Annotated in this window: 12 protein-coding genes; 4 read left to right on the forward strand and 8 right to left on the reverse strand. The window is 52.2% G+C overall.

Features of this window, described 5'->3' with window-relative positions:
* Positions 1-99 precede the first annotated feature (99 nt).
* On the forward strand, positions 100-1,332 hold the full coding sequence (locus tag ACSV5M_RS03655; RefSeq protein ID WP_439174234.1) for an EAL and HDOD domain-containing protein: 1,233 nt from the start codon (positions 100-102) through the stop codon (positions 1,330-1,332).
* On the opposite strand, the gene ACSV5M_RS03660 is transcribed toward ACSV5M_RS03655, so the two are convergent.
* From ACSV5M_RS03660 to ACSV5M_RS03685, 6 genes are all read right to left on the reverse strand, one after another.
* On the reverse strand, positions 1,319-1,579 hold the full coding sequence (locus tag ACSV5M_RS03660) for a glutaredoxin family protein (RefSeq protein ID WP_439174235.1): 261 nt from the start codon (positions 1,577-1,579) through the stop codon (positions 1,319-1,321). The two genes, ACSV5M_RS03655 and ACSV5M_RS03660, sit on opposite strands and share 14 nt — an antisense overlap.
* A 68-nt stretch (positions 1,580-1,647) precedes the next feature.
* Positions 1,648-2,856 carry a DUF5610 domain-containing protein gene (locus tag ACSV5M_RS03665; protein WP_439174236.1) on the reverse strand — a complete coding sequence of 403 codons (1,209 nt, stop codon included), beginning with the start codon at positions 2,854-2,856 and terminating at the stop codon, positions 1,648-1,650.
* A 76-nt stretch (positions 2,857-2,932) separates the two neighbouring features.
* Positions 2,933-3,838 (reverse strand): FHA domain-containing protein, encoded by a 906-nt coding sequence (locus ACSV5M_RS03670; protein ID WP_439174237.1) that lies wholly within the window; start codon positions 3,836-3,838, stop codon positions 2,933-2,935.
* 103 nt (positions 3,839-3,941) lie between these two features.
* Complete coding sequence (locus ACSV5M_RS03675) at positions 3,942-4,655, reverse strand: sensor histidine kinase (protein WP_439174238.1); 714 nt, start codon at positions 4,653-4,655, stop codon at positions 3,942-3,944.
* A 32-nt stretch (positions 4,656-4,687) separates the two neighbouring features.
* A complete protein-coding gene (locus ACSV5M_RS03680; protein WP_439174239.1) occupies positions 4,688-6,319 on the reverse strand; it encodes a response regulator in 1,632 nt (543 codons plus the stop codon).
* Positions 6,320-6,407: 88 nt separating this feature from the next.
* Positions 6,408-8,201, reverse strand: a complete 1,794-nt coding sequence (locus ACSV5M_RS03685; RefSeq protein WP_439174240.1) for a bifunctional diguanylate cyclase/phosphodiesterase — start codon at positions 8,199-8,201, stop codon at positions 6,408-6,410.
* Between the two features lie 136 nt (positions 8,202-8,337).
* On the opposite strand from ACSV5M_RS03685, the gene cmoA reads away from it, so the two are divergent.
* Positions 8,338-9,072 carry a carboxy-S-adenosyl-L-methionine synthase CmoA gene (gene cmoA, locus ACSV5M_RS03690; protein ID WP_439174241.1) on the forward strand — a complete coding sequence of 245 codons (735 nt, stop codon included), beginning with the start codon at positions 8,338-8,340 and terminating at the stop codon, positions 9,070-9,072.
* The gene (gene cmoB / locus ACSV5M_RS03695; RefSeq protein ID WP_439174440.1) at positions 9,072-10,043 is read left to right on the forward strand and encodes a tRNA 5-methoxyuridine(34)/uridine 5-oxyacetic acid(34) synthase CmoB; all 972 of its coding nucleotides are present in this window, start codon (positions 9,072-9,074) and stop codon (positions 10,041-10,043) included. The genes cmoA and cmoB overlap by 1 nt, the downstream gene beginning before the upstream one ends.
* A gap of 4 nt (positions 10,044-10,047) precedes the next feature.
* Here cmoB and ACSV5M_RS03700 read toward each other — a convergent pair whose 3' ends face one another.
* Together ACSV5M_RS03700 and ACSV5M_RS03705 are read right to left on the reverse strand one after the other, a co-directional pair.
* Positions 10,048-10,590: a flavodoxin gene (locus ACSV5M_RS03700; protein WP_439174242.1), complete on the reverse strand. Its 543-nt coding sequence runs from the start codon at positions 10,588-10,590 to the stop codon at positions 10,048-10,050.
* A 118-nt stretch (positions 10,591-10,708) separates the two neighbouring features.
* On the reverse strand, positions 10,709-11,209 hold the full coding sequence (locus tag ACSV5M_RS03705) for a Spy/CpxP family protein refolding chaperone (RefSeq protein ID WP_439174243.1): 501 nt from the start codon (positions 11,207-11,209) through the stop codon (positions 10,709-10,711).
* Between the two features lie 253 nt (positions 11,210-11,462).
* On the opposite strand from ACSV5M_RS03705, the gene ACSV5M_RS03710 reads away from it, so the two are divergent.
* Positions 11,463-12,161 (forward strand): response regulator, encoded by a 699-nt coding sequence (locus ACSV5M_RS03710; RefSeq protein WP_439174244.1) that lies wholly within the window; start codon positions 11,463-11,465, stop codon positions 12,159-12,161.
* Positions 12,162-12,163: the final 2 nt, after the last annotated feature.

Consider the following 12,163-nt stretch of genomic DNA (forward strand, 5'->3'; position numbering starts at 1 on the left):
TTAGCCATATAAGTCATACAATGATGAGCAGTTTGCTCAACATCATTGATGCCACCAGACTCGCATGGTTGATCAACGGTAAGGATTTCACAGCAGTTTATGTCCGAGTTATTGCCCTTGCTGGCGCGCCAGCCGATTTTCAATCGCAAGATGCAGGTGGTTGCATATGAGCTGCTATGCCGCAGTTGCGATTTGAACGAATACACTGCAGACGGTGGCGACATGGCCAGCTCGCAAGTTCTGCTGCATACCTTTACCGAATTATCGATCCACAGTGTTGTTGGCCATCATCAAGCTTTTATTAATTTTACTCGCACCCTGCTGATGACACCACCGCCCTTTGACCGGCGGCAATTGGTGGTGGAAGTGCTCGAAGGCCAGCAAATAGATGCACAAATGTTGCACAGCCTGCGCAGCTTGCGCGAGCAGGGTTACACCATTGCGCTGGACGATTTTGAGCTGACGGACGAAACCCGCGATCTCATTCCTTATGCCGACATCATCAAGCTGGATGTCTTGCAACTCTCGCCCCAACAAATCCGTGAACATATCGATTACCTCAAGCCTTTCGGCCTTACATTGTTAGCGGAAAAAGTAGAAACCTACGAGATGCTTGAATACTGTAAGGATGCAGGGTTTGATTTATTTCAAGGCTATTTCCTTGCGCGCCCCAAGGTGATCAAAGGGCGCAGGATTACCGAGAATAAACAGGCGGTATTACAACTGCTTTCGGTGCTTCACGACCCGGATGTGCCGCTGGAACGCGTAGAGCAACTGGTAGCACGCGATCCCATGCTCAGCTATAAACTCTTGCGTTTGGTTAACTCGGCGGCCTTCGCCCTGCCACGTACCATTGAATCATTGCGCCAGGCCATTACCTTGCTCGGGCTTAACATCATCAAGAATTGGGTAAATTTATTGGCGATGGCCAATCTCGGCGATAAGCCGGTTGAGCTGAGTATCGCCGCGTTGACGCGCGCGCGTATGTGCGAAATTATTGCAGCGACCATGAGCGGCAAAAAACGTCAGGATACGTTTTTCACTGTGGGGCTATTGTCTACTCTGGATGCCTTTATGGATGCGCCACTTGAAGTCTTGCTCGGAAATATCTCACTGAGCGAACAACTGAATGAAGCGTTATTAAAACATTTGGGTGATGAAGGGAAAGTGCTCGATATCGTCGAGCATTATGAGCGAGCAGAGTGGGATAAAATTGACTGGGAATACCTGGGATCACGCAGTATCTCGCCGGATACCCTTTCACATATTTATCTGGATGCTTTAAGTTGGGTTACCACAACCATGGAAACCATGGGCTTTAATCCGCGTTAGGTTGCCGGTAGTCGTTAATAAAAACCCGCGCTTGCTCGGCAGAAAAAGGCCAGGCCAATTCCGTAACAGACTGCTCAAAAGCAATAACCGGAATACGAATACCATAGCGCTCAATCAGTTCATCCGAATCTGCAATATCCACCTCTTCCAGACGCAAACCGAATTCCGTCAGTAACGGCCATAACACTGTTTTAGCTGCTTCGCACAAGTGGCATCCCGCTGTGGTGTAGAGAAGAATAGACGACATAAAAAAACCTGTTACAAAAAAGCGAATTGTAACAGGTTCTATCTCGTGATCAGTGATTGGCGTAGACCTTAAGCCTGATTCAGACTTTGTAAAACCTGTTCAACAAAGCCGCGAAATCTTTCAGCAGGTGATGGTGTTTGGCTGTTATCCGGCGCCACAATGTTTCCACTTAACGCCAACAATACATTTTCCGGTTCAGCAAAATGGCCGGCTGTCTCCAGGGCATCCAGTAGATCACGGATAAAGTGTCCGACGGGCAATAGGCGTTCTCCCGGATTCTCACCCAAGGGCGCATCATTAAATTGCTGATAAGCGGTACTGACACGCTGCACATCAACCTGGGTTAAATTCAAAGAGAATGCTGTAATTTGCTCCTGGTCGTAACCCAATGCCAACGCCTGGTTGAATGCCTCGTCGAGATTACCGGCAAAAAAATCGCCAGCTAATTGGTTAACTTGGCCCAATAAATCTTCAATCGCCTGCATTTCCTGTTCGTTCAAATCGCCCTGGACCGACCAACTGGATGCACGCGTTGCGCTGTAGGAAGCATTCATGGCTTCAACCGATGAGCCCCCGCTCACACCTTTGGTGTATTGGCTGCTGAAGGCTTGTGAGCTGCTGGCAGAGATAGTGACTTTATCGCCGTCAGCCGTGGTCAACTGAAAGCTGAAACTGCTCGCGCTGGCATATTGATAGCTGGAATTGGCCAGCGCGCCATACGCCTGCTGGCGCGAGGCTAGTGGCGTGGCCTTAGGGATGTTTTCCGTTTCAGTCACGGCACCCAGGAATTTTTCCCGCAACGCGTCGATGCCACTCAACACCAGGTCGTAGGTCATACCGATATCCTGCTCCACTTGCGGCGATAGCATACTGAGTGCCTTGAGCTTTTCGCTGGCTTCCGCGAAGCCTTTCTTGAAACCTGCCAGCCCAGCCTCCAGACGCGATTCCAATTGCTCGCGAGTAGCACCTTCAGCGACATCCATCTGCAAGCGACGCTCGATAAAACCCAGGATATTGCCGGCCACTTTTTCGGCGGTCAGCGGCTCAAAGGCTGCAAACTGACTTGCTGCACCCTGCTTGGCCTGCAGTTTTTCATAGCCCATTGTCAGCGTGCGCTCAAACAGCGCCAGTGCATCTTGCCTGGAGGGAGCAGAAGAAACGGTGGGATCCAGGGAAACACCGGCGGCAAGCCGGTTATTGGCTGTACGGTTGTCGTCCGCTGCTGGAACATGGCTGCTCAGGCGAGCCGGCGATTGGGAAAGCGATGGAATATGCATTGAACCCCCATAACACTGAAATCAACGTCGATTACCGGGGTTATCGGCCAAAGTTTAATCAACTTTAGCCGCTTTTTTAACGGCGGGTAAAATAAAGGGCTGCAACCACGACTACCGCGATAACCACCAACAAGGCCAGACCCATTCGACCATGTCTGGGGGTGTCCTCCTCGCGGGGATGGGATGGGCGAGCATGGACCGAGCGCTGGCCGGCTTTAACATCACCGACAACACTCGCCGTGCTGCGTGGTTTGGCAATGGGCCGGCTTTTCGGCACCGGTGTCGCATCTGGTATTTTTGAGGTTGGGGCGCGCACTGTGGTCTTAGCCAGGTCGTCAGTAGTAGGGCCGATCACGCCAAAACTGAGAGTATCGAAACGGAGTTCGTCACCACGTTTTACCCTCGCTTCCGTGACCTGTTTACCATTCACAAAGGTGCCATTGGCAGACCCCAGATCCTTGACATACAGCAAGCCATCGAGCACTTGAAGCTGCGCATGCCGGCGCGACAAATGCGCAGCTGCGAGACTGATGTCGCACTCGGTCGCCCGTCCGACAATAGTCATTTCCTTGATTGGAAAAACACGATTGGCCAGCGCGGTGTGATTAGCTTTTAATGCCCAGCCGGTGGTCTTGGGTGCAGGTGTGCGCAACTGGGTAACGTTGCCGGCTTCGACGACGGCTTCCTTGGGTTCCCGCTTGGGATCGATCACCTGAAGCTCCACTGCCCCCAGGGTTATCACATCATCCGGCTTTAACGTACAAATACTGGTAACATCTTCGTCGTTCACCTTGACCGGTTTTTCCGGTACCAGGTTTTTCAGGGTAAGCTGTTCGTGTTCGACGAGCACTTCAATGTGGCTGTCAGCAACCTCTGCATCATCCACAACCAGGTCATTGGTTATAAGCCGACCAATTGTCACCTTTGGTTCTACTAACCATACCGCATTATATTTATTGTTTTTGAAGCGGATTTTTAGCATATAAGGTTCCTTATTCAGAGGGCGCGCCGTGTAATCTCAAAGGGCACCGCGGATAATGCTATAGCATGCGCCGCATTTCAACTGTGATCAGCATTCATGCTTCCTAGGGCAACCAAAGTTGAAATACACCGCCACCCAAAGGCCCCTGATTCGCTAGCTGAATATGACCGTGTTGTTCCCGGGAACGATGCAAACCGGCAACGCGATGCGCAAACAATAACCCAAGGTTGGTGCTACCGGAAGAAAATGATACGCCGGCATTTATCTCATGCGGTGCAGCTAACATACTCGGCGGGTAACCCTGCCCGTCATCGGCGACAGCTATGCAAAGTTCGTTGTCGATAATTTTGGCAGACACCTGCAAAGTATTGCGACAATAGCGCGCGCAATTCACCAGGATATTATTTATCACACCACCAACCAGTTCACCGTCAAAATACCAGCTCAGATCTTCATCGCAATCTACTTCCAACTGAATACCGCGCGTCCGCAACAACATGTCGTTGCGTGCCAGCTGTTCTTCGAGTACATCAATGACATGGTGTTCGTCTATTTGCACCAATAAATGTTCGTGTTGCATGCGGTAAAGGGACAGCAATTGAATCAGCTCGCTGTTGATGCGGGCAGCTTCATATTCCAATATGGCATAGGTTTTGGTTTGCTCGTCATCTTGCGGTGGCGATTTTTCCATCATGGTTGCGAGGGTATTTAACAGCATACCCAAGGAATTTTTCATGTCATGAACACTGGATGCCAACACAAAAGCAAAATCCAGTGGCGAGTCCTTGGCGGAGGTCATATCGTTATCATCAATCATATAGTGAACTCACAAAAAAGCAGGCTGGCGGATCACCGCCGGCGGCTGTTATCCAGGTTACGCAGCATCTCCTGCAACTGACGGAAACGGCGATATTGATCGTGGGCCGGCACAATTTTGCCTTCTACCTGAGCCAGGGTATCAATGGCCAGATCCATGGAGGCTGCGTCAGTCTCTATCTTTAACTTATCGACCAGGGCTTGTACCAGATTCAGACGAATACCGATGTGATTGGGAAAAGTTTGCAGTGCATCTTCAAAACATTGAATAGCCGCTTCATAGTCGCGGGCTTCGTAGCAAGCAATGCCTTTCTTGTTGATAGCGGCCACCAATGAACGGTTTTTTTCACTGGCAGGCTCTTCCAATAATGCGTCAAGCTTTTCCAGATCCCGCTCGGAATCTTTATAGCGCTCCAGTAAGGTGCGGGTCAGTTCGTCTGCCATGTTTTTTTGGCCTACCGCGACAAAAGCCCGAACCAATTCTATGTCGGCAGCAATCGGCAATATGTCCAGATCGGCGCTCTGGTTTCTCGCCGCCTGCAATAATTCTTCTGCTTTCCTTGTTTCACCATTACTCGCAAACAGTTGCGCCTCAATCAGTAGCGCTTCAATTTTTTCTTCAGGGGATTTGGTGAAACGCTGTTCAAGCTCTGCCATGGTTTTTATGGCATCACGTAACAAGGGCTTGGCCAAAATTTTATCCTCACGGAATAAAGCCAGCGTGGCACGCGCAAAACCGGTATGGTTTTCCAGCCGGTCGTAGAAAGAATTCTCGCCCAGCCGCACGGTTCGTCGGTAAGCATTGGCTGCCGTCTCGGCATCGTTATTCAGCATGGCGACATCACCCAACTGCTGCTGCCGCAAGATCGACAAGGGGGATATTTCTACCGTCTGCTGTAGCACATCCTGTAAACGCTTATGTAAGTGTTGTTCTCGATAAATTTCGGCTTGTAAATCGTAGGCTTTCATGCACAGCGGATTGGTATTCATTACCTCCTCTAACCATTGCTGGGCACTCACCAGGTCGCCTTGCATTTTTTTTACCCGCGCCATGCCCACCTGCGCCCAATCCAGTTGGCGCACATCCAGCACGTCTCGATAAACAGCCTCCGCTTTTTCATAAGCACCGGTCTGGATGTAGAGCTGCCCCAGCAGTTTCTGGCATTGGTTGGCATAACGACCACCGCTATTAATTTCACGCAGGCACAGGGCCTCGGCCACGTCCCAACGTTCCGCACCCATCGCTTGCATAATCGGTAACATCCGGGTTCGCTGCGCAAAAAGCCGGCTCAGGCGCTGCTGTAATGCTTTGGTGGTAATGGGTTTGGTGAGATAGGCATCCGGCTCATAATCATAGGCGGCCATGATGATACTTTTGCTCGACTCGGCGGAGATCAGAACAAACAGGGCATAGCGATTAAGATTGCCGTTCTCGCGCAAGTCTTCCAGAACCTGCTGACCGGTCTTGCCTTTGCCCAGGTTATGGTCACAGAGGATCAGATCGTAGGATTTGTTCTTGCAATGACGGAGGGCATCAGCCCCATTGACGGCGCTGTCAATGTACTGGATACCAATATCCTGCAACATATTACTCACGGTGACACGAAAGCTATCGAAGTCGTCTACTATCAAGGCGTGGAGTTTATGATATTCCGCCTCAGCCATGGGGAACCCCTCTCAATCCAAAAAGCTATTGTTGGAGCATAGTCCAATTTATCCGGGAGAAAAGTAACAGAGGGAGAAAAACCGGTTATCAGGAAGGATACGGCGTGCGGCGGCGCGACTCGAAAATACAATTTCCGTTGCTGCGCTTGGCACTGTGTTTTGCATCAGCCAACAGCAGCGCAACCTGGTGATGCGTCATACAAGCCAATGGATCAGGCTGGACACAGCCAATGGCCAGCGTCAGTGGACCAAAGCGTTGGCGATTACCCTCACGGTCCTGGCTCCAGTATTCATTGTGAGGGGTCGGCAAAATGGTGTGGTAGATCTCGCTAAACGAGGTGAGGATGTGTTCACATCGCGCGCGCCAGTCGTCACTACGAAACACAACAATAAAATCGTCGCCGCCCACATGGCCTACGAAATCCCGGGCAGTGTCAATGTTTGCCATAAGCAACTGGCCCAACTTTACAATGACCTCATCACCGTAGCTGTAACCAAAGGTGTCGTTGAAGGGTTTGAAGTGATTGATATCACAATAGGCCACCACAAATTCGGTGTAACTATTCAATAAATAATCGATCCATTCGTACAGCGGAACGTTACCCGGCAATTGTGTCAGTGGATTGCTGTGACGCGCCGCGCGCAGTTTTTCTTCGGTGATACAACGCAACAGATTACGTACCGTCCCCACCCCGCGATAAAGCCCCTGCTCGCTGATAATGAAATCCACGCTCAGGTTTTGCTGGGGATCTTCGGTGATTAACTGTCCCACCACCTTCAGTTCAGTATCGATCTCCACCGTCAACGACAGTGGGCTAATAAATTCGGTAATCAGCTTGGTGGAGTGCAATTCATGGCCGTAGCGCTGGGCAAAAATATTCAATAATTCCACCCGGCTCACCATGCCGATGGGTTGATTACCGGCCACAACAGGCACGCAGGTCAAACGCACATCGGCACGGAACATCTTCACCACCTCCGCAGCGGGCGTACCGGGTGACACCACAACTGAGTCAGCCAGGATATCGCCCACGGTTCGATGAAAAAAATCCGGATGACGGGGAAAACGTTCGTGCTGAAAACCAAACAGAGCCGAGGGCACTTGACGTACCGGCTCAGCCATTGGCCGCGCCAGATAAAAACCTTGTGCGTACTCCACGCCCATGGTGATCAGGGTGCGTAATTCCGCAGCGGTTTCAATTCCCTCGGCAATGACTTTGTTACCCATACGATGGGCGATATCGAGCATTGCACGGACAAATTCCCGCTTTACTGCATCCTGATCAATACCACTGATGAAGTGCCGGTCAATCTTCACATAATCGGGGCGCAATTCACTCCATACCCGCAACCCTGCATACCCGGCGCCCAGGTCATCCAGCGCCACCGCAAACCCCTGCCGCTTAAAGTGATCAGACGCAGAGCGCAATAGCTCGAACTCATCCAGTGGCTGATTTTCCGTCAATTCAAATACCAGGCGCTCAGCATTTAAACCGACACGCTGCAAGATTTCGCGCGTGACACCATCGCGATAATTGTTGTCGGTAAAACTCAAGGGCGACATATTCAAAAACAGCTTGCCCGGCAAGCCCAGGCTCATGAACTGACGGCACGCCGCTTCGCGGCAGGCATATTCCAGGCTTGCCAAATGGCGGGCTGAACGCGCGACTGAAAAGAGTTGCTCAGGCTTATGCAACGGGCTGGTTTCGGGACCGCGAATCAAGGCTTCGTAACCCAGAATCCGCGGGCTATCGAGGGCGAAGATCGGCTGGAACAAGGGCGTCAGCAAGCGCTGATCAATCAGCCGCTGCAACTCTCTGTGCAGGTCCGGTTGTGTGGCTGAGGGAGTGTTGACAGCGGGAAAAAGTTGGCGTGTATTCATCGTATTATCATCGTTTTGTCGTGTGACACTTTGATGAACAAAGCGACACCTCCCCGGGTTTTTACGCCCATCCCGCTACTCTGCTCGCCGCCAGAGCGTTACAATGCGCCCCCTGTTTACCAACCCAGCCGTGTCTATGTCTGATAAGCCCGACAACATCTACGCCAATCCCCTCGGACAACCGGGACCCTTCGTGTTTGATGAAACGGTGGTGAATGTATTTCCGGACATGATCAAACGGTCGGTTCCGGGCTACGCCACCATCATCAATATGATCGGTAACCTGGCCGAGCGTTATGTGCAGGCGAATAGCGTGTGCTACGACCTGGGCTGCTCATTGGGTGCCGCCACCCTGGCCATGCGGCATCGTATCCAGGCGGCCAACACGCGTATTCTCGGCATCGACAATTCAGCGGCCATGATTGAGCGGTGTCGACAAGTCATCGCTGCGGACAGCGGCGAAGTGCCGGTGGAACTCGTTTGCGGTGATGTACAGAATATTCGCATTGAGCAGGCTTCCATGGTGGTACTGAACTTCACCTTGCAATTTATCCCCATCGATCAGCGACTCGCCGTATTGACGGCTATTTATGAAGGCTTGCTACCTGGCGGGGTGTTGATCCTGTCCGAAAAGGTCGCCTTTGAAGACAAGCCGCACCACGAGTTGATGATCGAGCTGCATCACAACTTCAAACGCAGCAACGGCTACAGTGATCTTGAAATCGCCCGCAAGCGTTCCGCCATAGAAAATGTCCTGATTCCCGAAACCCTGGCTACGCATCGTCAACGCTTGCGCGCAGCGGGCTTTGGCAGCGTGGATGTCTGGTTCCAATGTTTTAACTTTGCCTCGATGATTGCGATCAAACCATGATGGATTACCAACCCCTGCTTGCCGCCCTGCCCCACACCCCGCTCGCGCCCTGGCTGGCCAACCTGCCGGAACAAATCACGGCGGGTCTGAGTGAACAGCGCTACGGCGATTTGCCCGGCTGGAAGCAAGCGCTGATGGAGATGCCGCAGATCCGTGCCTCGCGGATAGACCTGCAACAAGGAGTTATCATCGGTACTCCCAGCGACTGTGATGACACCACCCGCGCCCAGCTGCGCGCGGCATTGGAGCAGCTTATCCCCTGGCGTAAGGGTCCTTATCATGTGCATGGTATTCACATTGATACTGAATGGCGTTCGGACTGGAAGTGGGATCGGGTCTTGCCCCATCTGGCGCCCTTGAAAGATCGGCTGATCCTGGATGTGGGCTGTGGCAACGGTTATCACTGTTGGCGCATGCTGGGAGCCGGCGCCGCGCGCGTTATCGGCATTGATCCCTCACCGCGCTTTGTGGTGCAGTTTCACATGATCAAGCAGTTGATTGATGCCCAGGCGCCGGTGGATGTCCTGCCGGTCGGTATAGAAGACCTGCCACCCAAGCTCCAGGCGTTCGATACGGTATTTTCCATGGGGGTTTTTTACCATCGCCGCTCACCCATGGATCACCTGCGCGAGCTTAAAGAAGCGCTACGCCCTGGTGGACAATTGGTGCTGGAAACCTTGGTTATCGAGGGGGAGTTGGGCGAGGTTCTGGTGCCCGAGGGGCGTTACGCCATGATGAACAATGTCTGGTTCTTACCCAGTTGCGCCACAATGGTGTCCTGGCTGCGCAAGATGGGCTTTGCCAATCCGCGCGTGGTAGATGTGTGCCCTACCACGCCGGAAGAACAACGTTCAACCCACTGGATGCGTTTCCATTCCCTGCCGGAATTTCTCCACCCGGATAACCCGGCCTTAACGGCAGAGGGCCATCCGGCACCAGTACGCGCTGTTTTTGTCGCGGAAGCGCCCTGAACAATCAATCATCCAAGGCTTGTAGCGGAGTATCCAGGCCAAACTCCGCATGAATCTGGGCGCACCAGCGGTTGAGGCGTTCTGCACTCAGATGCTCCTGCTGGTCTTCATCCAGCGCCAGCCCGACAAACATGCCTGCGCCGGGAATCTCAGCCTTGGAGGCGTCGAATTCGTATCCCTCTGTGGGCCAATGCCCGACGATAATAGGACCGGATTGGATGATGACATCGTGCAGCATGCCCATGGCATCAAGGAAGTAGTCGCCGTAGCCAAACTGATCGCCCAGACCGAACAGGGCGACGGTCTTGCCGGAAAAATCGACTGCGGCTATATCGTCCCAGAATTCTTCCCAGTCTGACTGAATCTGGCCGAAATCCCAGGTGGGAATGCCGAGGATGATCCGGTCGTAGTCAGCAAAATCCAGTTGCGTAACATCCGCGATATCCATCACGTCCACCACATCCTCGCCGAAGCGCTTTTGGATACGGTAGGCGGCACGCTCGGTGTTACCTTCGTCACTGCCGAAAAACAGACCTATCTTGCCCACATTCACCTCGGGATCACCGGAATATAAAGGAATCGAGTTAGCGGGCCGCCGGGGCCCGCCAAAAGAGTGCGGATTTTCCCAACATTGCTTCTTGCGTGCAAGGGTCTAACCAGATTAATCAGGCACGAGTATCGGCCGCTTTTTCGCGCCAGTGCCCCTTACGCTTGGCTTTCATCTGCTCCATTTTTTCTTTCTGTTCCGGTGTCAGGATGCTGAGCAAAAACTGCTTTTCCTTGGCGCGGGCGATGGCTTGTTGCGCGCTCAGGTCACCCAATTTTTCTGCCAGGGCGGTCACTTCTGCTTCATCCGCATTATTGGCAACGGCGTCGTGCAACGCCCGTTGGGTTTGGCGTATTTGCTGCCGCTGTTCGCGATATTGCGCGCGTTGCGCGTCTCTGTGCGCGGCCAGCGTTTGTTTTTGTTCGTCAGTGAGTTCCAGGAACCTGGCCATGTGTTCGATGGGGCGCTCGCCTTTCATGTGCTGGCGAAAGCTGTGTTTGCCTTTGCAATCTTTATCCGGGCCCACAGTCTCTTCTGCGAGGGCGTAACTACCCAAAGAAACCACCGCCAGGGTGGTAATACCAGTGATAAGATGGCGCCAGTTTTTCATCGTATTCATAATTGAATCTCCGAGGGTTAGTCGATCAGACTTGCTCTCTTGGCAACGCGACCTATCATTCAAGTAGTATCCGCACAGGTCAGTTACCAACAGGTTTTTTACGACAGGAGCCCGATTGGATGCTCTTGTTGTCGTTGGAGACAGTATCTCTGATGCAATGTTAAGAAGGGTTAAACAATTCACAATAACCATGACACTTTGCGTGGCGCTGTAGCACACTTACTCTCACAGTATCTGATCAGATGGATTACCCATGAATAAATTGCTTTTGATCGATGACGATAAAGAACTTTGCCAATTATTGAATGAATATCTCTCCACTGAAGGCTTCGTCGTCGACATGGTACATGACGGACAACAAGCCGTAGACCTTCCAAATCACAACCAGTATGCCGCCATTGTTCTCGATGTCATGTTGCCCATCCGCAACGGTTTTGATGTGCTTAAACAGTTGCGTCAAAAATGCCAGACGCCCGTGCTGATGCTTACTGCTAAAGGCGACACCATTGACCGGGTTATCGGCCTGGAAATTGGTGCTGATGACTACCTGCCCAAGCCATGTGATCCCCGCGAACTGGTTGCGCGTATCCGCGCTGTCCTGCGTCGGGCGACCCCCAACCAGGCTACCCAGCAGGCAGTGGAGCGTATCAGTTCCGATAAATTGACCTTGCATCTCGGCAGTCGCAGTGTGACCTGGGAAGACACCGACGTTCCCCTGACCGGAACAGAATTCAGCGTGCTGGAATTGCTGGTGCGCAGTGCGGGACAAGTGATCAGCAAGGACGAAATGACAGAGCAGGCACTGAATCGGAAACTGACACCTTATGACCGCAGTATTGATGTACATGTCAGCAATATTCGCAAGAAATTAACCGCCGTCGGTGCGCATAAGGATCTGATTATCAATGTTCGCGGTGCGGGTTATATGCTTACATTGAATGATACCGAATAACT

This window comes from Cellvibrio sp. ARAG 10.3 (assembly GCF_051846955.1).
Lineage (GTDB): Bacteria > Pseudomonadota > Gammaproteobacteria > Pseudomonadales > Cellvibrionaceae > Cellvibrio.

Excerpts from the sequence above, each read along its gene's own strand:
- ACSV5M_RS03655 (WP_439174234.1), top strand. The coding sequence starts at position 100 with ATGTCCGAGTTATTGCCCTTGCTGGCGCGCCAGCCGATTTTCAATCGC.
- ACSV5M_RS03660 (WP_439174235.1), bottom strand. The coding sequence starts at position 1,579 with ATGTCGTCTATTCTTCTCTACACCACAGCGGGATGCCACTTGTGCGAA.
- ACSV5M_RS03665 (WP_439174236.1), bottom strand. The coding sequence starts at position 2,856 with ATGCATATTCCATCGCTTTCCCAATCGCCGGCTCGCCTGAGCAGCCAT.
- ACSV5M_RS03670 (WP_439174237.1), bottom strand. The coding sequence starts at position 3,838 with ATGCTAAAAATCCGCTTCAAAAACAATAAATATAATGCGGTATGGTTA.
- ACSV5M_RS03675 (WP_439174238.1), bottom strand. The coding sequence starts at position 4,655 with ATGATTGATGATAACGATATGACCTCCGCCAAGGACTCGCCACTGGAT.
- ACSV5M_RS03680 (WP_439174239.1), bottom strand. The coding sequence starts at position 6,319 with ATGGCTGAGGCGGAATATCATAAACTCCACGCCTTGATAGTAGACGAC.
- ACSV5M_RS03685 (WP_439174240.1), bottom strand. The coding sequence starts at position 8,201 with ATGAATACACGCCAACTTTTTCCCGCTGTCAACACTCCCTCAGCCACA.
- cmoA (WP_439174241.1), top strand. The coding sequence starts at position 8,338 with ATGTCTGATAAGCCCGACAACATCTACGCCAATCCCCTCGGACAACCG.
- cmoB (WP_439174440.1), top strand. The coding sequence starts at position 9,072 with ATGGATTACCAACCCCTGCTTGCCGCCCTGCCCCACACCCCGCTCGCG.
- ACSV5M_RS03705 (WP_439174243.1), bottom strand. The coding sequence starts at position 11,209 with ATGAATACGATGAAAAACTGGCGCCATCTTATCACTGGTATTACCACC.
- ACSV5M_RS03710 (WP_439174244.1), top strand. The coding sequence starts at position 11,463 with ATGAATAAATTGCTTTTGATCGATGACGATAAAGAACTTTGCCAATTA.